This window comes from Falsirhodobacter deserti, assembly GCF_004015795.1.
GTDB classification, from domain to species: Bacteria; Pseudomonadota; Alphaproteobacteria; order Rhodobacterales; family Rhodobacteraceae; genus Falsirhodobacter; species Falsirhodobacter deserti.
On the sequence record NZ_ML137218.1, the window covers coordinates 600,048 to 618,950 of the forward strand.

Sequence of the window (18,903 nt, forward strand, 5' to 3'; positions counted from 1 at the left end):
ACCTGCAGCTAAGGCCCCTAATTCGTGGCTAAGTGGGAAAGCATGTGGGACGGCCAAAACAACCAGGAGGTTGGCTTAGAAGCAGCCATCCTTTAAAGATAGCGTAACAGCTCACTGGTCTAGATAAGCTGTCCTGCGGCGAAGATGTAACGGGGCTCAAGCCACGAGCCGAAGCTCAGGATGCATAGCGATATGCGTGGTAGCGGAGCGTTCTGTGATATAGAACGCTGTCTGTTCTGCCTTCGGGCAGCGCAGACAATGTTCTTTCTGTGAAGCCGGGCTGTAAGGCATCCGGTGGAGAGATCAGAAGCGAGAATGTTGACATGAGTAGCGACAAACAGGGTGAGAGACCCTGTCGCCGAAAGTCCAAGGGTTCCTGCTTAAAGCTAATCTGAGCAGGGTAAGCCGGCCCCTAAGGCGAGGCCGAAAGGCGTAGTCGATGGGAACCAGGTTAATATTCCTGGGCCAGGAGGAAGTGACGGATCTCGAGGGTAGTTCGTTCTTATCGGATTGAACGGGCTGCTTAGAGGTTCCTGGAAATAGCCCTCCATGAGACCGTACCCTAAACCGACACAGGTGGACTGGTAGAGAATACCAAGGCGCTTGAGAGAACCACATCAAAGGAACTCGGCAAAATACCTCCGTAAGTTCGCGAGAAGGAGGCCCCACGTGCACGCAAGTGTGTGTGGGGGGCACAAACCAGGGGGTGGCGACTGTTTACTTAAAACATAGGGCTCTGCGAAGCCGTAAGGCGACGTATAGGGTCTGACGCCTGCCCGGTGCTGGAAGGTTAAAAGGAGGGGTGCAAGCTCCGAATTGAAGCCCCAGTAAACGGCGGCCGTAACTATAACGGTCCTAAGGTAGCGAAATTCCTTGTCGGGTAAGTTCCGACCTGCACGAATGGCGTAACGATCTCCCCGCTGTCTCTGATGTGGACTCAGCGAAATTGAACTGTGTGTCAAGATGCACACTTCCCGCGGTTAGACGGAAAGACCCCATGAACCTTTACTATAGCTTCGCACTGGCATCAGGATTGTGATGTGCAGGATAGGTGGTAGGCATCGAAGCGGGGACGCCAGTTCCCGTGGAGCCATCCTTGAGATACCACCCTTCGCACTCTTGATGTCTAACCGCGGTCCGTTATCCGGATCCGGGACCCTGCGTGGTGGGTAGTTTGACTGGGGCGGTCGCCTCCCAAATTGTAACGGAGGCGCGCGAAGGTTGGCTCAGACCGGTCGGAAATCGGTCGTTGAGTGCAATGGCAGAAGCCAGCCTGACTGCAAGACTGACAAGTCGAGCAGAGACGAAAGTCGGCCATAGTGATCCGGTGGTCCCAAGTGGGAGGGCCATCGCTCAACGGATAAAAGGTACTCTGGGGATAACAGGCTGATGATGCCCAAGAGTCCATATCGACGGCATCGTTTGGCACCTCGATGTCGGCTCATCTCATCCTGGGGCTGGAGCAGGTCCCAAGGGTATGGCTGTTCGCCATTTAAAGAGGTACGTGAGCTGGGTTTAGAACGTCGTGAGACAGTTCGGTCCCTATCTGCCGTGGGTGTAGGAGACTTGAGAAGAGTTGCCCCTAGTACGAGAGGACCGGGGTGAACGAACCACTGGTGGACCAGTTATCGTGCCAACGGTAGTGCTGGGTAGCTATGTTCGGACAGGATAACCGCTGAAGGCATCTAAGCGGGAAGCCCCCTTCAAAACAAGGTCTCCCTTGAGGGCCGTGGAAGACCACCACGTCGATAGGCCAGAGATGTAAGTGCGGTAACGCATTCAGTTGACTGGTACTAATTGCCCGATAGGCTTGATTTGATCCAGAAAAAGCAGGATCAAAAGCAAACACCGACTTGAACAAGCGACATGAAAAACCATGTCCCTGATGTTGTGAAACCTCCCTGGCTCCCGCCAGGGAATGGGTTCTTCTCCGGTTTGGTGGTCATAGCACGAGCAAAACACCCGATCCCATCCCGAACTCGGCCGTTAAGTGCCGTCGCGCCAATGGTACTGCGTCTTAAGACGTGGGAGAGTAGGTCACCGCCAAACCTGAAAAGAACCCAATCTCTCAGAACAAACCCTCACAAGATCAAAAAACAGCGCCGCACAAAAATAATCGCAGCGCAAACGTCGCGGGATGGAGCAGCCCGGTAGCTCGTCAGGCTCATAACCTGAAGGTCGCAGGTTCAAATCCTGCTCCCGCAACCAAATTCCGCGAAATCCGCACAACTACAATACCCAGACCCGCAAAACATGGGGCTGGATGCAGGCCAGACCGTAGTGCCAGAAGCTGCATGGCACCCGCGACACGTATGCGTACGTCGATCCTAAAGTCAAACCCAAAGCCTGGGCACTTCACAGCGCCATGATAAACCTCAAGCGCAGGCTCAAAGTAAGGCCTTCGGGGGAGGGCTGCTTTCCTTGGTTGCATTGCATACCCGGAAATGCACGGAAGCTTCCGCATAACATCGCAAGCGAGGAAAAAGCGCGAAGCGATGCTTCGCGCTTTCTGAGCCCATGCAGGCAGGATCAGTTCACTGCGCCGATCGTGCCGCCGATCAGGGCACCGGCCACCGGCTCGTTGGCCACAACCTGACCGGCGACTGCGCCACCCAACGCACCCGTCGCAACGCGCTGGCTGCGCGTGTTGCCGCAGGCCGACAGCGTCGCCACAATGGTAAGGGCCGAAATTGCAAGAATGACTGGACGTTTCATGTGCAAGGTCTCCTGTTGCTCTCGCCGGGTCCCACGCCCGCGACTGATGTATGAATGACAAAGATGCGATCATGGTTCCTTAAAACGTCACAATGCCTGCTCGTCGGTGGTCATCGGTAAGGTTGCCCCCATATCGGGCGGTAAAGGAGATATGTTATGATCCCGTTTCAGCAGGACTTCGCCACCGCATTGCCGGGCCTTTACGTGGACTGGCAGGCCGACGCAGTGCCCGATCCGCAGATCCTGCGGTTCAACGCGCCGCTTGCCGCTGATCTGGGGCTGCCGCCCGATCTAACGGCGCAGCAGCTGGCAGGGCTCGATCTGCCAGCTTCGGCCCGCCCGGTGGCGCAGGCCTATGCAGGGCATCAGTTCGGCGGCTTTTCTCCCCGCCTTGGTGACGGGCGCGCCCTTTTGTTGGGCGAGGTGCTAACGCCAAAGGGGTTGCGCGATATTGCATTGAAAGGATCGGGTGCCACGCCGTTTTCCCGCGGGGCCGACGGCAAGGCCGCCCTTGGCCCCGTGTTGCGCGAATTCATCGTGGCCGAGGCGATGCATGCCCTCGGTATCCCCACCACCCGTGCGCTGGCCGCCATCGCCACAGGTCAGCAGGTGCTGCGCGAGGCAGGCCCCCAGCCGGGGGCGGTGCTTGTCCGCGTTGCCTCCAGCCACTTGCGTGTCGGCACCTTCCAGTATCTGGCTGCACAGGGCGATATGGAAGGGGTGCGTCGTCTGGCCGATTACGCCATCGCCCGCCATTACCCGCATCGTACCGGTGATTATGTCGGTTTTCTGACCGACGTGGCGGCGGCACAGGCGCGGCTGGTGGCGCAGTGGATGCTTGTCGGTTTCGTGCATGGTGTCATGAACACCGACAACATGACCATCTCGGGCGAGACGATCGATTACGGCCCCTGCGCCTTCATGGAAGCCTATGCGCCGGGAACGGTGTTTTCGTCCATCGACCGGCAGGGGCGGTATGCCTATGTAAACCAGCCGCTGATCCTGGGCTGGAACCTTGCACGGCTGGCGGAAACCCTTCTTCCGCTGATCGACGCCGATGAAGGCCGCGCGGTGGAGCGGGCGACGCGTATCCTTGAAGGGGTGGCGGCGCAGTATCAGGATGCTTGGCTGGACGGCATGCGTCGCAAGCTGGGGCTGGATGGCAAGGATGCGGGCGACCGCGATCTGGTCGAAGCTTTTCTGCAGGGGATCGAGGGCGCGGACTGGACTCTGTCTTTCCGCCGCCTGTCCCGCGCAATGGATGATCCGTCGCGCCTGCGTGTGCTGCTGGCGCAGCCGGACCGGCTGGATGATTGGCTTCCGCGATGGAAGGCACGCCTTGCGCCGGATGCGGCTGCGCGGATGGATGCGGCGAATCCCCTGTACATCCCGCGCAACGAACGGGTGGAGGAGGCGCTGGCTGCAGCCGAGGCGGGCGATCAGGCGCCGCTGGATGGGCTGCTGGATGCCGTTCGCGATCCCTTCAACGAACGTCAGGGCCTTGAGAAATATGCCCTTCCGGCCTCGGAAGGGTTTGGAACCTACAGAACCTTCTGCGGAACGTAAGAAAAGCGTGAAAGGGTGCTTGACGGCAGCGACGGGGCTGCGTAATACGCCCCCACGTTCGGCGGGTCCGGACGGTGAAAGTTGCGGTTGTAGCTCAGTTGGTTAGAGTACCGGCCTGTCACGCCGGGGGTCGCGGGTTCGAGCCCCGTCAACCGCGCCACTTTCACCCGATATGCCCGTTGCCGTTGGAATGCGGTTGTAGCTCAGTTGGTTAGAGTACCGGCCTGTCACGCCGGGGGTCGCGGGTTCGAGCCCCGTCAACCGCGCCATTCCACGAAAAAGGCGGCCCTTGGGCCGCCTTTTCGCATTCATGGTGCCTTTGCATGGCAAAGGGGGCAGAAGCCCCCCGCCGGTCTTACATCAGCTTTTCCAGCACCCGCGCCCACGAACGGATTCCTTTGTGGAAGCTTTCCATGTCGTATTTTTCGTTCGGGGAATGCATCTGGTCATCGTCGCGCCCGAAGCCGATCAGCATAGCATCCATCCCGAGGATGTCCTTGAAATAACCCGCGATCGGGATCGACCCGCCGGAGCCGACATAGGCAGCCTCGGTGCCCCATTCCTCGGACAAGGCACGGCGCGCCTTCTCGAACGCCGGGTCGTCGATCGACATGGTGCTGGCGGGCGAGCCGTTCACGTCCTTGAACTCCACCGTGCAGTCGGCCGGAAGCTGGGCGGTGAACCACTGCTGGAAAGACGCGCTGATCTTTTCATGGTCCATCTTGGAGACAAGGCGGAAGCTGATCTTGGCATGCGCCTCTGCCGGAAGCACCGTCTTGAAGCCTGCGCCGGTATAGCCGCCCCAGATGCCGTTGATCTCGGCCGTCGGGCGGGACCAGATCATCTCCAGCGGGGTGCGGTCCTGCTCGCCTGCGGGCACGGACAGGCCGACCTCCCCAAGGAAGCCCGCATGGTCGAAGGCAAGGTTTTGCCATTGCTGGCGAACGGCGTCGGGCAGTTCCTCCACATCGTCATAAAAGCCGGGGATCGTGACGCGGCCCTGATCGTCGTGCAGGTTGCCGAGGATCTTCGCCAGCACGCGGATCGGGTTGATCGCGGGGCCGCCGAACATGCCCGAATGCAGATCCTTGTTGGCGGCATGCACCGTTATCTCGCACTTGGCCAGCCCGCGCAGCATGGTCACGATGGCGGGGGTTTTGGGATCGAACATTCCCGTGTCGCAGATCAGCGCGATGTCGGCGCGCAGCTCGTCCGCGTTCTCCCTCATGAACGGGATCAGGGAAGGGGAGCCGGACTCCTCCTCGCCCTCAAGGAAGATGGTGATGCGGCCGGGCAGGGCGCCGTGAACCGTCTTCCACGAGCGGCAGGCCTCGATGAAGGTCATAAGCTGGCCCTTGTCATCGGCAGACCCGCGCCCGCGGATTACCTTACCCTTGGCCGTGTCCTGCACCTGCGGATCGAAGGGATCGCGATCCCAAAGGTTCAGCGGATCGACCGGCTGCACGTCATAATGGCCATAGAACAGGATGTGCGGGCCGGTCGTGCCGGAATGGGCCACGACCATCGGGTGGCCAGGGGTGGCGCGCTTGGCGGCGGTAAAGCCGATCTCCTCCAGGTCCTTCACCAGCCAGTCGGCGGCACGGTCGCAATCGGCCTTGAAGGCCGGATCGGTCGAGATCGAGGGGATGCGCAGCAGTTCCAGCAGGCGATCCGTCGCCTCGGGCAGGGATTGGTCGATGGTGTCCAGCACCGATTGCAGCGACATGGCTGTCTCCTTCTGTGGGTGGCGCGCAGGGTATCACCGCCGCAGCCCCTGTCCAGAGCGGGCACCCCGCGCTATGTCTTGTCAAAACCGGAGGTTCTGATGAAATACTGGCTTATCGCCGCCACCTTTGCCGCAACCACCGCCACGGCCCAGACGATGACGCTGAACGACGTGCGCGGGATGCTGTACCCCAACGCGAAGGGCGCGGTGGAAATCCTGCCCAAGGACTATCTGCCCGCCGATCAGGCTGCCTTGCTGCAGCAGGTGGGCGCACAGCAAGCCTATTACGGAGCCATCGCCATTTCCCCCGATGAAGGCATCATGGTGGAGGCGACGGTCGCTGCCGCGAACTATCACAACACCGAGACGGCCTCGGCTGCGGCGCTGCGCGATTGCAACGCCCGCCGCAAGGCTGCCCGCGAATGCGAAGTGGTGGGCTTCATCCGCCCAGCCGGCTGGAAATCGCAGCCCGTGCAGCTTTCGCAAACGGCGACCGAAGCCTTCATCGACGATTTCCGCGGCAACCAGCCGAAGGCTTTCGCGATTTCCCCGAACAGCGGCGACTGGGGGCTGGCAAAAGGCGACAATGCCGCCGACGAGGCGGTGGCCCAGTGCGGGGCGGGCTGTCAGGTCCTGATCCAGAACTGAGCCATGCAGGCCGCGCAGGGGGACTGGGCAAAATGTCCAGTTTCCCCTGCGCGCACCGGGCATTAAAAGGGCAGGATTGAAACGGACGGCATCTGCCCGCCCATGACCCAGCTACCCTTCGGGGGCGTCAGGGAGATGGATGATGAACTACGATCTGGCACTCGACACCGCACTGAACCGGCTGCACGAAGAAGGGCGCTACCGCACCTTCATCGATATCGAGCGGCGCAAGGGTGCCTTTCCCCATGCCGTCTGGCGCCGCCCCGACGGCAGCGAGCGGGACATCACCGTCTGGTGCGGAAACGACTATCTTGGCATGGGGCAGCATCCGGCCGTCCTGAAGGCCATGCACGAGGCGCTGGACGCCACGGGCGCAGGTTCGGGCGGTACGCGCAACATCTCGGGCACCACGCTTTACCACAAGGAGCTGGAGGCGGAGATTGCGGACCTTCACCGCAAGGAAGCCGCGCTGGTCTTCACCTCGGCCTATATGGCCAATGACGCCACGCTGCAGACGCTGCCGAAGCTGTTTCCCGGGCTGGTGATCGTTTCGGACGAGTTGAACCACGCCTCCATGATCCAGGGCATCCGCAACGGGCGGGGCGAGAAGGTGGTTTTCCGCCACAACGATGTGGCACACCTGCGCCAGATCCTTGAAGGGCTTCGGGGCCGTCCGGTCCTGATCGCCTTCGAATCCATCTATTCCATGGATGGCGATTTCGGACCGATCGCGGAGATCTGCGATCTGGCCGATGAATTCGGTGCGCTGACCTATCTGGACGAGGTGCACGCCGTCGGCATGTATGGCCTCCGCGGCGCGGGCGTGGCCGAACGTGATGGCATGATGGATCGCATCGACATCATCAACGGCACGCTTGGCAAGGCTTTCGGCGTCTTTGGCGGCTATATCGCCGGGACGGCCAAGATGCTGGACGCCGTTCGGTCCTATGCACCGGGGTTCATCTTCACGACCTCCATCCCCCCAGCCGTGGCGGCAGGGGCGGCGGCATCGATCCGCCACCTCAAGACCGCCACCGCCCTGCGTGAGGCGCACCAGACGCATGCCCGTATCCTGAAGATGCGCCTGAAGGGGCTGGGCCTGCCGATCATCGATCACGGATCGCATATCGTGCCGGTTCACGTGGGCCATCCGGTGCATTGCAAGATGCTGTCGGACATGCTGCTGGAAGATCACGGCATCTATGTCCAGCCGATCAACTTTCCCACCGTTCCCCGCGGGACCGAGCGGCTTCGCTTCACCCCTTCGCCCGTGCACGGCGCAAAGGAGATGGACGCACTTGTGCGCGCGCTTGACTTGCTTTGGGGGCACTGTGCGCTAAATCGCGCCGAAATGTCAGCCTGATCACATAGGCAGATGCATCGATCTCTGGCCTGTGATAATCAACGGCCAGAGGCAGCCTATGAGTCGAGATAACGGCTGGGCATTTTTCTGGGGCAGGGCGACAACACATGATCTGGCGGAGGACATCCCCTTCGACGGTGGACGGTGACAAACCTTTGGGGTTTGACGATTTTGAGCTGCGCCTTGGCGATGTGATGCGCGGGGAGCGGGCGACGCTGGGCAAGTCCCTTCTGGATGTGCAGCGCGAACTTCGGATCAAGGCCACCTACATCGCCGCGATCGAGAACTGCGATTTGACCGCGTTCGAAAGCCAGGGCTTCATTGCCGGCTATATCCGTTCCTATGCCCGCTATCTGGGGCTGGATCCCGAATGGTCCTACCAGAAGTTCTGTGCCGAGGCGAATTTCACCCTGCATCACGGCATGTCGGCGCAAGCCTCGCCTCGTCGCCCGGTGCCGGTGCGGTCGGGCGATCCGCTGGCTGATCCGAATCCTAAATTCCTGCCGCAAAGCCGTAGCTTCGCATCGCAGATCGATCTGCGCGCCGTGGCTTCTGTCATGGTGCTGGCCGTGCTGATCGGCGGCATCGGATATGGCGGCTGGTCCGTCCTGCAGGAAGTGCAGCGCGTTCAGCTTGCGCCCGTGGAACAAAGCCCGGACGTCATGGCCGAAATGGACCCGCTGGACGGCGTGACCACCGGCGGAAATCTTGACGTGCTGCCGCAAGGGGACGAGGCGACGCAGCATGATCTGATGGCGCGACTGTACCGCCCGCGCGATCAGGCGCTGGACGTGCCTGTCCTGATTGCCCGTGACGGGCCCATCGCCGCCATCGACCCGCGGCGCGAACAACTGGCCGACGCTGACCATTTCGGCCCCGAATTTCCTGATCAGGTGGCCGAACCCCCGCAGGTGGTGCAGGCACAGGCCCCCAAGGTGGAAATCCTTGCCGTCCGCCCGTCCTGGATCCGTGTGCAATCGGCCGATGGCACCGTCCTGTTCGAAAAGATCCTTGATGCGGGCGAACGCTATGAAGTGCCGCAGATGGAAGAACCTGCAAAGCTTCGTGCCGGCAATTCCGGATCTGTCTATTTCGCCGTGAATGGCGAAACCTATGGTCCCGCCGCTGCGGGGGCGCAGGTGGTCAAGAATGTCAGCCTTACCCCCGAGGCGCTGACCGAGGCCTATGCCGCCGCGGAGCCGGACCGCGATGCCGATCTTGCGCGCATACTGACGGCCGAGGCGACCGACTGACGGTTGCCCCCGCTTCGCCCCGCCCCTATGTTGGGGCAAAGGCGAAGCGGAGCATTCCATGTCCTTGAATCACGTCCGGCCCTGGCGAAACATCTACCGTCGCAAGTCGCGGCAGATCATGGTGGGCAACGTGCCCGTCGGGGGCGATGCACCTATCTCGGTGCAGACGATGACCAACACGCTGACAACCGATGTCAGGGCGACCGTCGCACAGGTTCAGGCGGCGGCAGCGGCTGGTGCGGATATCGTGCGCGTGTCTGTTCCGGACGAGGAATCATCCCGTGCGCTGAAGGACATCGTGGCCGAAAGCCCGGTTCCGATCGTGGCCGATATCCACTTCCACTATAAGCGCGCGATCGAGTCCGCCATGGCGGGCGCGGCTTGCCTGCGCATCAACCCGGGCAACATCGGGGATGAAAAGCGGGTCAAGGAAGTGATCAAGGCGGCCAAGGACTATGGCTGTTCCATCCGTATCGGCGTCAATGCAGGCTCGCTTGAACGCCACCTGCTTGAAAAATATGCCGAACCTTGCCCCGAGGCGATGCTGGAATCCGGCATGGATCACATCAAGATCCTGCAGGACAACGATTTCCACGAATTCAAGATCAGCGTGAAGGCATCGGACGTGTTCCTTGCCGCCGCTGCCTATCAGGCCATCGCGGATGCCACGGATGCGCCGATCCACCTTGGCATCACCGAAGCCGGCGGGCTGGTGTCCGGCACGGTGAAATCGGCCATCGGCCTTGGCAACCTGCTGTGGATGGGGATCGGCGATACGATCCGCGTTTCCCTTTCCGCCGATCCGGTGGAAGAGGTGAAGATCGGGTACGAAATCCTGAAATCGCTCGGCCTGCGCCATCGCGGCGTCACGATCATCTCGTGCCCGTCCTGCGCGCGGCAGGGGTTCGATGTGATCAAGACGGTGTCGGCGCTCGAAGAACGGCTTGCCCATGTCACCACCTCGATGAGCCTGTCGATCATCGGGTGTGTGGTGAACGGTCCCGGCGAAGCGCTGATGACCGATATCGGTTTCACCGGCGGCGGGGCCGGGAATGGCATGGTCTATCTTGCCGGCAAGCAAAGCCACCGCATGTCGAACGACCAGATGATTGACCACATCGTCGAACAGGTGGAAGCGCGCGCTTCCCAGATCGAGGCTGAAAAGGCCGCTGCCGAAGCGGTTCAGGCAGCCGAATAGGATGCCTGCCGCCAGTGGCGGCAGGCTGGTTTCGGATCAGCCCTTCCGTTCCTGCGCAACGATCCGCGCCATGCCTTCCTGTGGCACGTAACCGCGCAGGATCGTGTCATCGATGATGAAGGTCGGCGTACCCTGAACCTGCAGCGTCTGCGCCAGCGCCATGTTGTCGGCGATCACCTTCGAAATGGCGTCGCTGTCCATCTCGGCCTTCACGGCGGGCCAGTCCAGACCCAGATCGCCGGCGATGCGCTGCAGCGTGGCTTCGTTCACGTCGCCGCGCAGGGTGAAGAATTGGTCGTGCACGCTTTTGTAGGCATCATCGCCCGCTGTCATCTTCACCGCCAGCGCAAACCGCGAGGCGAGGGTCGATTGCTCCCCGAGGATCGGCAGCTCTTTCAGCACGAAGCGGATGTTGCCGTCGGTTTTCACCAGATCCTCCACTTCCGCGAAGGCCTGCCGGCAATAACCGCAGCGGTAATCCATGAACTCCACCAGCGTGACATCGCCGTCCGGATTGCCGCCGACCCAATCGGCCTCGTTGTTGAAGATCGCGTCCGCGTTCTGCGACAGGATCTGGCTTTCATTGGCGGCCTGCTGCTGCTGCTGGCGCTGGTCCAGAACCTGGATCGCCTCCATCAGAACTTCGGGGTTTTCCATCAGGTAATCGCGCACTTCGGACCGGAAGACCTGACGCTCGGCATCCGTCATTTCCTGCGCCATGACGGGCAGGGCAAGGCTGGCAGCAACCGCTGCAAGGGCGAGGCGTTTCATCGTCATCTCCTTCAGTTGGGGGCAGGGAACACGGGAAGCCCGCCAATGGCAAGTGTTGACCTGTGCGGCGATCTGCCCGAGGAAGACGGCGATCGAAGATAGGGAAGGGCGATGCGGGTAATCCTCTGGGCGATGCTGTGCACATTTCTTGCCGTGACGGCGCAGGCGCAGGTGGCGCAGCTTGATCCCGATGCCTCGCGCATCCGCGAAGGCTGGATCGGCGGGATCGAGGTTACGCTGGGTCTTTCGCAGCCGGTGCCATGGCGCGCACGGGTGCTGGCCGACCCGCCGCGCCTTGTGCTGGATTTCCGCAACCTCGATCTGGGCAAGGTGCTGCCCGGCCATGGCCGGCGCATCACGAGTATTCGGCAGGGCACGGTGCGGCCCGGTTGGTCGCGCATGGTGCTGACCTTGGCGCGACCCCACATCATAAGCAGCGCCGAGATGCGGACCGGTGATGGCGCAACCGTTCACGTGGTGCTGGAAGGCGCCGATGAGGCGGAGTTCGCGGCCGCAGCGGCCCGGCCCGAGCCGCCCGAATGGGCGCTGCCCGCCGTGCCGCCCGCGCCCGAGGTGTCAGGGGAGGGGCCGCTTCTTGTCATGCTGGATCCCGGCCATGGCGGTCTTGATCCGGGCGCCGAACATGGCGGCCTTCACGAAAAGGTGCTGACGCTGGCTTTTGCCAATGAACTTCGGCAGGTGCTGCTGCGTGACGGCACCTTCCGCGTCGCCCTTACGCGGGAGGATGATCGTTTCGTTCCGCTGGAAACCCGGCTGACCCTCGCGCGGCAGGCTGGGGCTGGGGTCTTTATCTCCATCCATGCCGATGCGGTGGCCGAGGGGGAGGCGACGGGTACCACCATCTATACGCTGTCGGACGAGGCGACGGACCGCGCGGCGCGGGTTCTGGCCGAATGGCACGACCGCGAGGATATCATCGCCGGCGTGGATCTGGGCGGGCAGGATGATTCCATCGCGCGCGTGCTGATGGACATGGCGCGGGCCGAAACCAAGCCGCGCACCGACCGTCTGGCCGCGGCGCTGGAGGTGGCGGTGAAATCCCACCGGATCGTCATGCACCGCCATCCCCGCCAAGCCGCGGACTTCGCAGTGCTGAAGGCACCCGACATGCCGTCGGTGCTGATCGAACTGGGGTTCCTTTCCTCGCAGGGGGATCTGGCAAAGCTGCGCGATCCGGCATGGCGCGCGCGGATGGCGCTGGCCGTGCGTGACGGTCTGCTTGCGTGGGCGGCAAAGGATGCGGTCATCCGTCCCGGCCTTCGGCGATAGATCGCGCGATTGTCACGCCGCCCGCACCGGCGGATTTTGACCTTGCCCGACTTGCGCGGTATATAGCCCCCTGCACTGGCGCGAGGGCACTTCATTGTTCAGGTTCATCGGCTCCGTCCTCGGGGCCATCTTCACGGCGGTCACGCTGGCAATCATCTTCGGCGCGCTGACGCTTGCGGCGGTGTTCTGGATGTATTCACGCGATCTGCCCAGCCATGACAGCCTTGCCCAGTACACGCCCCCCACGATCAGCCGGATCTATAACCGCGAAGGCCGGGTCATCGACGAATTCGCGCAGGAACGGCGCATCTTCGTTCCCGCCGAGGAGATCCCCGATCTGGTCAAGGCCGCCTTCGTATCGGCGGAAGACAAGAACTATTATATCCACCACGGATATGACCCCCGCAGCATCGTCGTAGCCATCGTGGAGGCCGTGGAGTCGCGGGGCCGCTCCGTGCGCGGCGCATCCACGATCACGCAGCAGGTGGCAAAGAACTTCCTTCTTTCCTCGGACCGGACGGTGGAGCGGAAGATCAAGGAGATCATCCTTGCAACGCGCCTCGACAATTCGTTGTCCAAGGACAAGGTGTTGGAGCTTTACCTGAACGAGATTTTCCTTGGCCGGAACTCGTATGGGGTTGCCGCGGCCGCGCAGACCTATTTCAACAAGTCGCTGTCGGAGCTGCGCCCCGAAGAGGCGGCCTTCCTTGCCTCCATGCCGCAGGCTCCCAGCCGATCGCCCGTGACCGACAAGCAGCACCTGACCGATCGGCGCAATTACGTGCTGCGCGAAATGTATCAGAACGGCTATCTGGACAAGCCGGCGATGGAAGCCGCGATCGCAGAGCCGCTGCGCTCCGTCCAGAACGGCGATTACGAACCCTATCGTGAAACGCTGCCCCCGCGCGGCTATTTCACCGACGAGATCCGCCGCCAGCTTTCCGACGAATTCGGCCGCGACCAGTTCTTCGGCGGTGGCCTGTCCATCCGCGCAACCGTGGACCCGGAGCTGCAGAACGAGGCCGCCGCAGCCCTGCGCGCCGGATTGGAAAAGCTGGATCGCAGCCTTGGCGTCTGGCGCGGCACCGGCGTGACCGTTCCTGCCGATGTGCTGGACAGCGAGGATGAATGGCGCCCCGCGCTCGCATCGGCCGAGGTGCCGCGCGACGTGCCGGGCTGGCGCGTGGCCGTGGTGCTGGAGGCCGGTTCCTCGGCCACCATCGGCATCCAGGGGGAAAAGGGCACCGGAACGATTCCCGCAAGCGACGTGCGCTGGATTTCCCGCGCCACTGCGCTTTCGGATGTCGTAACGCCTGGTGATATCGTTCTGGTCCGCGCCGATGGCGACGGCTGGAGCCTGCGGCAAATCCCGGAGGTCGAAGGCGGCTTCATGGCGATGGACGTGAATACCGGCCGCGTTCTGGCGATGCAGGGAGGCTTTTCCTATCAGGAAAGCAGCTTCAACCGCGCCACGCAGGCGCAGCGCCAGCCGGGTTCATCCTTCAAGCCATTCATTTACGCCGCCGCGCTGGATCGCGGGATGACGCCTGCAACGGTGATCGTCGACGCCCCGATCGAGGTGAATACGCCCCAGGGGCTGTGGACGCCCAAGAACTCCTCTGGCAAGTGGCTTGGGCCGGCCCCCATGCGCCTTGGCATCGAACAGTCGCGCAACCTGATGACGATCCGCCTCGCGCAGGAAATCGGCATGGATACGGTTGCCCAGTATGCCGAACGCTTCGGGGTCTACGACTCGATGCGCCAGTTCCTCGCAAACTCCTTGGGTGCGCAGGAAACGACGCTGATGAAGATGGTGTCCGCCTATGCCATGTTCGCCAATGGCGGGCAGCGGGTGGAGCCGACGCTGGTGGATCGCGTGCAGGACCGGTTCGGCCGCACCATCTATCGCCATGATCAGCGCAACTGCGTGAACTGCGGACAGGCCAACCTGCCGCAGGGTACGGCGCCGCAGATCGTGGCGCAGAACGAACAGGTGATGGACCCGATCACCGCCTACCAGCTTACCTCGATGATGCGGGGCGTGGTGCAGCGCGGTTCTGCCAGCTCGCTCAACCTGCCGGTTCCGGTGGCGGGCAAGACGGGCACGACAAACGATGCCAAGGATGTGTGGTTCGTCGGTTATACCTCCAACATCGTGGCGGGCTGCTACATGGGCTATGACCAGCCACGCTCGCTTGGTCGGTCGGCTTTTGGCGGAACGCTGTGCGTGCCCGTCTTCCAGGAGTTCATGCAGAAGGCCGTGCAGCGCTTCGGCGGGACAGAGTTCAAGGTGCCGCCCGGCGGTTACTTCCAGAAGGTGGACCGTTTCACGGGCGCGCCGCTGCCGGCCGACGCCACCGGCCCCAACGTCATCTCGGAATACTTCCGCGAGGGGGTGGAGCCGCAATGGGGCAGTGCCGTCGATGGTGGCTTCGCCATGGGGGAAAACCTGCCCTTGTTCGCACCGGGGGAAACGGATGACAGCCAGACCGTCACCACATCCACCGGGGAACGGCGCGAGATTCCGCGCAACAACGCCGATTTCGGCACACTCAGTTCGGGTGGCCTCTACTAAGGCCCCCGCTTGCCGCCAAACGCCCAAGCGGGTATTACCGCTGCCTGAACCATTTCGAGGACGATCATGCGCACCGAGATCCAGCACCACGCCGAGACGATCCGCAAGACGCTGGAGCTTCTTGCGCAGCGCATGGATCGCGAAACGGCCAGCCACCGGCTGGAAGAATTCGATGCCATGATCGAAGCGGGCGACATCTGGAACGATCCTGCGAAGGCGCAAAAGCTGATGCGCGACCGTCAGGCGCTGATGGACCAGATCTCCACCTAGGATCTGATCGAAAGCGGGTTGAACGACAATATCGAGCTGATCGAACTGGGCGAGGCCGAGGGCGATTCCGAGATCGTGTCCGAAGCTGAAAACGCGATCCGCGAGCTGGTGACGCTGGCGCAGGCGAAAGAGCTTGAGGCCCTGCTGGATGGCGAGGCCGACAGCAACGACACCTTCCTTGAAATCAACGCCGGTGCCGGCGGCACCGAAAGCTGCGACTGGGCCTCCATGCTGGCGCGGATGTATGTGCGCTGGGCGGAAAAGAAGGGCTACAAGGTCGAAACCCAGTCCATCTCGGAAGGGGAGGAGGCGGGGATCAAATCCGTGTCCTACAAGATCAGTGGCCTGAACGCCTATGGCTGGTTGAAGTCGGAATCCGGCGTGCACCGCTTGGTGCGGATCTCTCCCTATGACTCGGCGGCGCGGCGGCACACCTCCTTCAGTTCTGTCTGGGTTTATCCCGTGGTGGACGACAATATCGAGATCACCGTGCCCGATAACGAGATCCGGATCGACACCTACCGTTCATCGGGTGCGGGCGGGCAGCACGTGAACACCACCGACTCGGCCGTGCGGATCACGCACATCCCGACGGGCATCGTGGTGACAAGCTCTGAAAAGTCGCAGCACCAGAACCGCGCCAATGCCATGGCCGCCCTGAAATCGCGCCTTTACCAGATGGAGCTGGATCGTCGGAATGCCGCGATCAATGCCCAGCACGAGGCGAAGGGCGATGCGGGCTGGGGCAACCAGATCCGTTCCTATGTTTTGCAGCCCTACCAGATGGTGAAGGACCTGCGCACCAACGTGGAAACCTCGGACACGCAGGGCGTGCTGGATGGCGATCTGGACCGCTTCATGGCGGCAACGCTGGCGCAGGACGTGGCAGGCAAAAGCCGCGCCGAAGCGAACGCGGAATAATCAGCAGCACCGTCAAGCCACCCCAGTGGCCCCTTGCCGTCAGGGCAGGGGGCTTTTTGCATGACGGCAAAGCCGCATTGCCGATCAGGGGCGGCAACGAAAAAGCGCCCCGAAGGGCGCTTGTGTCAGGCGTTGTTTGCTTGGTGTGCGGCCGTCACTTGCGGCTGGGGCTGCGGCGCAGCGATCGCCTTCTTGCCCTGCTGCAGGGGATCGTCCTGCCGCTGGACCGAGCCTTCGAAATGAGCGCCGGATTCGATCGCGATCGTCTTGTGGATGATGTCGCCCTCGACCCGCGCGGTGGAGGTGAGGCGGACTTTCAAACCACGGACGCGGCCAATCACGCGGCCATTGACGACGATATCGTCCGCCACAATCTCGCCCCGGATGGTGGCGCTTTCGCCCACGGTCAGCAGGTGCGCGCGGATGTCGCCCTCAACCGTGCCTTCAACCTGGATATCGCCGGTCGTCTTGAGGTTGCCGACAACCGTCAGGTCGGAAGACAGGACGGAGGTTCCGGCCTTGCCGCGCGGCGCTGCCGCTTCGGTCTTGGGCGTCTCGGTCCAGCTTCTGGTTTCGCCTTCCTGCTTCGGACCCGGCTCGTTCACTCTGCTTTTAGAAAACATCTCTTCCCGCCTTGATGAAGGTCATGGGGTTGACAACCTTGTCCCCCACGCGCACCTCGTAATGCAGGTGGCTTCCGGTGGACCGGCCTGTCGAGCCCATATCACCAATCCGGTCACCACGCGACACTTTATCGCCGGTTTTCACGCGAATCTTGGACATGTGGCCATAGCGGGTCTCGATGCCGAAGTCGTGCCGGATCTCCACCATGTTGCCGTAACCGCTGACCCATCCCGCGCGCACGACGGTGCCGTCGCCGGTTGCAAGAATGGGCGTTCCTATCGGCGCTGCCATGTCGAGCCCCGCGTGGAAGCGGCGGCCGGCGCCCTTGGGATCGTTCCGGTAACCGAAGGGTGACGAATAGCGGAAACGGCTCGTGACCGGCATCGACAGCGGCACATGCACGGCGGCGATGCGATACATGTTCATCCGCTGCAAACCGTCAAGAATGGCGTTGGCGCGCTGTTCTTCGGCCGAGGTTTCGCCGTTCATCGTCGACAGGCTGACCCGGTCAAGCGGGCCGCCCTGGCCCGAATACCCGCGGCGCACCTGACGCAGCAGATCGTCCGTGTTCAGGCCCGCAGCCTTGAACATGTTGTCCAGCGGCTCCATCGACATCTCGACGGCATCTTCAAGCTGCGCGAAGATCGCATCGTTGCGGGCTTCCAGCGCGGCTTTCTCGTTCAGCGCATCTTCGGTCTGGGCGCCGGCCTGCAGGGCGGCCATCGCCAGATCGTCCCGTTCACGCGCGGTATCATCCAGCGCGGCGGTGATCATCTGAAGCGTGTCAGTGGCTTCCACGCCCGCGGCGGCATCGCCTTCGTTCAGCGCAAGGGTCACACGCTCGGCCTCGGCGCGTGCGGTGTCGCGTTCCTCGATCGTCTTGCGAAGGGTGGCCTGCACGGCGGCAAGGCCGCTTTCAAGCTCCCGGCGGCGATCCTCGGATGCCAGAAGCCGGGTCTGCATGGCCGAAACCTCGTCCAGCGCAAGCGAGAAGCGCGCCTGGGCATTGGCTGCTTCCTCTGCGCGGATGTCCCGCTCGTCCGAGATGGTGTTCAGGCGTTCTTCATAGATGGCCTGCTGGCGCGCCGTGGCAACCTTTCCAGATCCGGTGGACATGCCATCCATGAACACGATGGCCGAAGCGACCATGGCCCATCCCACGACCGCAACGCTGCCCGTCAGGGCCGCAAGCTGCGTGGCGGGGCGAATGCGGATGAAGCGCGTTTTCGTGTCCGACTTCAGATACAGGCGCTGTTCGGGAAGCCAGCGATCCAGCGAGGTGTTGAGCCGGTACGAGATGCGTTTCAGCACGGGGATGTTCCGTTCGTTGTTGCCCGGACGGAAGAGCGCCTGCCTTGCATAAGCAACGTGACGAAAGGCGGTATGACCAGCCCACTTCTGTCCCGCGGACTGGATACGGGGAAGGGGCCCTTCGGGCAACCAAATCTGTCAGGGCGCCCCGCCAATATGGCAAAAGGTTGCGCATATCGGCGAAAGCTCGCCTATCTATGGTAGGCGGGCTGCCTCCAGCACCTCTTCGGCGTGGCCTGCGACCTTGACTTTGCGCCATTCGCGCAGGATTCGCCCGTCTGCCGAAATCAGGAACGTGGACCGTTCGATCCCCATGCTCTTGCGGCCATACATGTTCTTTTCCACCCATACGCCATAGGCCTCGGCCACCTCGCCCGTGTCGGAGGCGAGCGTGATCCCAAGTCCGTGCTTGCGGCAGAACTTCTCGTGCGAGGCGAGGTCATCCTTGGAGATGCCGATCACGCTGGTTTCCGCCGCCTCGAACTCGGCGGCAAGGCGGTGGAAATCCTGCGCCTCCAGCGTGCAGCCGGGCGTGTCGTCGCGCGGATAGAAATACAGCACCACCTTCCGGCCCAGCGCGGAAAGCGTGATTTCGCCATCGGTGGAGGGAAGGGTGAAATCCGGGGCTTGGCGGGTCATGGCCGTTCCTTCATCTATATCCACGCCTGTGTT

General features: G+C 62.4%; 13 protein-coding genes, 3 tRNA genes, 2 rRNA genes and 1 pseudogene (1 of these 19 cut by a window edge). 13 read left to right on the top strand and 6 right to left on the bottom strand.

All coding sequences use genetic code 11. The features are described 5' to 3' along the window. The 3 genes from JX25_RS03065 to JX25_RS03075 all read left to right on the top strand — a co-directional run. Positions 1–1,818: ribosomal RNA gene (locus tag JX25_RS03065) — 23S ribosomal RNA — on the top strand; it begins 1,008 nt to the left of the window's first position. 116 nt (positions 1,819–1,934) lie between these two features. Beyond that, positions 1,935–2,049, top strand: a 5S ribosomal RNA gene (gene rrf / locus JX25_RS03070). Between the two features lie 82 nt (positions 2,050–2,131). After that, positions 2,132–2,208 (top strand) — tRNA-Met (locus tag JX25_RS03075). A 321-nt stretch (positions 2,209–2,529) separates the two neighbouring features. Here JX25_RS03075 and JX25_RS03080 read toward each other — a convergent pair. Next, complete coding sequence (locus JX25_RS03080; protein WP_128253634.1) at positions 2,530–2,715, bottom strand: hypothetical protein; 186 nt, start codon at positions 2,713–2,715, stop codon at positions 2,530–2,532. Between the two features lie 156 nt (positions 2,716–2,871). Here JX25_RS03080 and JX25_RS03085 point away from each other — a divergent pair, with 156 nt between their 5' ends. The 3 genes from JX25_RS03085 to JX25_RS03095 all read left to right on the top strand — a co-directional run bounded on the left by JX25_RS03085 (position 2,872) and on the right by JX25_RS03095 (position 4,550). Beyond that, entirely contained in the window at positions 2,872–4,281 is a 1,410-nt protein-coding gene (locus JX25_RS03085) for a protein adenylyltransferase SelO (RefSeq protein ID WP_128253635.1), read from the top strand. An 83-nt stretch (positions 4,282–4,364) separates the two neighbouring features. Continuing rightward, positions 4,365–4,441, top strand: a tRNA-Asp gene (locus JX25_RS03090). Between the two features lie 32 nt (positions 4,442–4,473). Then, a tRNA-Asp gene (locus JX25_RS03095) sits at positions 4,474–4,550 on the top strand. A gap of 86 nt (positions 4,551–4,636) precedes the next feature. Here the strand turns inward: JX25_RS03095 and JX25_RS03100 are convergent. Further along, complete coding sequence (locus JX25_RS03100) at positions 4,637–6,007, bottom strand: M20/M25/M40 family metallo-hydrolase (protein ID WP_128253636.1); 1,371 nt, start codon at positions 6,005–6,007, stop codon at positions 4,637–4,639. 99 nt (positions 6,008–6,106) lie between these two features. Between JX25_RS03100 and JX25_RS03105 the strand changes: the two genes are divergently transcribed. The 4 genes from JX25_RS03105 (at position 6,107) to ispG (ending at position 10,469) form a co-directional block, all read left to right on the top strand. Next, positions 6,107–6,655 carry a DUF4189 domain-containing protein gene (locus JX25_RS03105; RefSeq protein ID WP_128253637.1) on the top strand — a complete coding sequence of 183 codons (549 nt, stop codon included), beginning with the start codon at positions 6,107–6,109 and terminating at the stop codon, positions 6,653–6,655. A 142-nt stretch (positions 6,656–6,797) separates the two neighbouring features. Next, complete coding sequence (gene hemA / locus JX25_RS03110) at positions 6,798–8,018, top strand: 5-aminolevulinate synthase (protein ID WP_128253638.1); 1,221 nt, start codon at positions 6,798–6,800, stop codon at positions 8,016–8,018. A gap of 107 nt (positions 8,019–8,125) precedes the next feature. Continuing rightward, entirely contained in the window at positions 8,126–9,271 is a 1,146-nt protein-coding gene (locus JX25_RS03115; protein ID WP_128253639.1) for a helix-turn-helix domain-containing protein, read from the top strand. Between the two features lie 58 nt (positions 9,272–9,329). Further along, on the top strand, positions 9,330–10,469 hold the full coding sequence (gene ispG / locus JX25_RS03120) for a flavodoxin-dependent (E)-4-hydroxy-3-methylbut-2-enyl-diphosphate synthase (RefSeq protein ID WP_128253640.1): 1,140 nt from the start codon (positions 9,330–9,332) through the stop codon (positions 10,467–10,469). A gap of 36 nt (positions 10,470–10,505) precedes the next feature. Here ispG and JX25_RS03125 read toward each other — a convergent pair whose 3' ends face one another. Beyond that, positions 10,506–11,246 (bottom strand): DsbA family protein, encoded by a 741-nt coding sequence (locus JX25_RS03125; RefSeq protein ID WP_128253641.1) that lies wholly within the window; start codon positions 11,244–11,246, stop codon positions 10,506–10,508. Between the two features lie 105 nt (positions 11,247–11,351). Here JX25_RS03125 and JX25_RS03130 point away from each other — a divergent pair, with 105 nt between their 5' ends. The 3 genes and pseudogenes from JX25_RS03130 to prfB all read left to right on the top strand — a co-directional run bounded on the left by JX25_RS03130 (position 11,352) and on the right by prfB (position 16,296). Next, positions 11,352–12,530 carry an N-acetylmuramoyl-L-alanine amidase gene (locus tag JX25_RS03130; RefSeq protein ID WP_128253642.1) on the top strand — a complete coding sequence of 393 codons (1,179 nt, stop codon included), beginning with the start codon at positions 11,352–11,354 and terminating at the stop codon, positions 12,528–12,530. Between the two features lie 94 nt (positions 12,531–12,624). Beyond that, on the top strand, positions 12,625–15,105 hold the full coding sequence (locus JX25_RS03135) for a penicillin-binding protein 1A (RefSeq protein ID WP_128253643.1): 2,481 nt from the start codon (positions 12,625–12,627) through the stop codon (positions 15,103–15,105). A 66-nt stretch (positions 15,106–15,171) separates the two neighbouring features. Beyond that, positions 15,172–16,296, top strand: a pseudogene (gene prfB / locus JX25_RS03140) (peptide chain release factor 2). A gap of 125 nt (positions 16,297–16,421) precedes the next feature. On the opposite strand, the gene JX25_RS03145 reads toward prfB, so the two are convergent. The 3 genes from JX25_RS03145 to JX25_RS03155 all read right to left on the bottom strand — a co-directional run bounded on the left by JX25_RS03145 (position 16,422) and on the right by JX25_RS03155 (position 18,870). Then, a complete protein-coding gene (locus tag JX25_RS03145) occupies positions 16,422–16,919 on the bottom strand; it encodes a bactofilin family protein (RefSeq protein WP_128253644.1) in 498 nt (165 codons plus the stop codon). Continuing rightward, entirely contained in the window at positions 16,909–18,231 is a 1,323-nt protein-coding gene (locus JX25_RS03150) for a M23 family metallopeptidase (RefSeq protein ID WP_128253645.1), read from the bottom strand. The genes JX25_RS03145 and JX25_RS03150 overlap by 11 nt, the downstream gene beginning before the upstream one ends. A 195-nt stretch (positions 18,232–18,426) precedes the next feature. After that, positions 18,427–18,870, bottom strand: coding sequence for a peroxiredoxin (locus JX25_RS03155; protein ID WP_128253646.1), 444 nt, complete (start codon positions 18,868–18,870; stop codon positions 18,427–18,429). Positions 18,871–18,903 lie beyond the last annotated feature (33 nt).

Coding starts and splice junctions, on each gene's coding strand:
- hemA (WP_128253638.1), top strand. CDS start 6,798: ATGAACTACGATCTGGCACTCGACACCGCACTGAACCGGCTGCACGAA.
- JX25_RS03130 (WP_128253642.1), top strand. CDS start 11,352: ATGCGGGTAATCCTCTGGGCGATGCTGTGCACATTTCTTGCCGTGACG.
- JX25_RS03085 (WP_128253635.1), top strand. CDS start 2,872: ATGATCCCGTTTCAGCAGGACTTCGCCACCGCATTGCCGGGCCTTTAC.
- JX25_RS03155 (WP_128253646.1), bottom strand. CDS start 18,870: ATGACCCGCCAAGCCCCGGATTTCACCCTTCCCTCCACCGATGGCGAA.
- JX25_RS03100 (WP_128253636.1), bottom strand. CDS start 6,007: ATGTCGCTGCAATCGGTGCTGGACACCATCGACCAATCCCTGCCCGAG.
- JX25_RS03080 (WP_128253634.1), bottom strand. CDS start 2,715: ATGAAACGTCCAGTCATTCTTGCAATTTCGGCCCTTACCATTGTGGCG.
- JX25_RS03145 (WP_128253644.1), bottom strand. CDS start 16,919: ATGTTTTCTAAAAGCAGAGTGAACGAGCCGGGTCCGAAGCAGGAAGGC.
- JX25_RS03125 (WP_128253641.1), bottom strand. CDS start 11,246: ATGACGATGAAACGCCTCGCCCTTGCAGCGGTTGCTGCCAGCCTTGCC.
- JX25_RS03105 (WP_128253637.1), top strand. CDS start 6,107: ATGAAATACTGGCTTATCGCCGCCACCTTTGCCGCAACCACCGCCACG.
- JX25_RS03115 (WP_128253639.1), top strand. CDS start 8,126: ATGATCTGGCGGAGGACATCCCCTTCGACGGTGGACGGTGACAAACCT.
- ispG (WP_128253640.1), top strand. CDS start 9,330: ATGTCCTTGAATCACGTCCGGCCCTGGCGAAACATCTACCGTCGCAAG.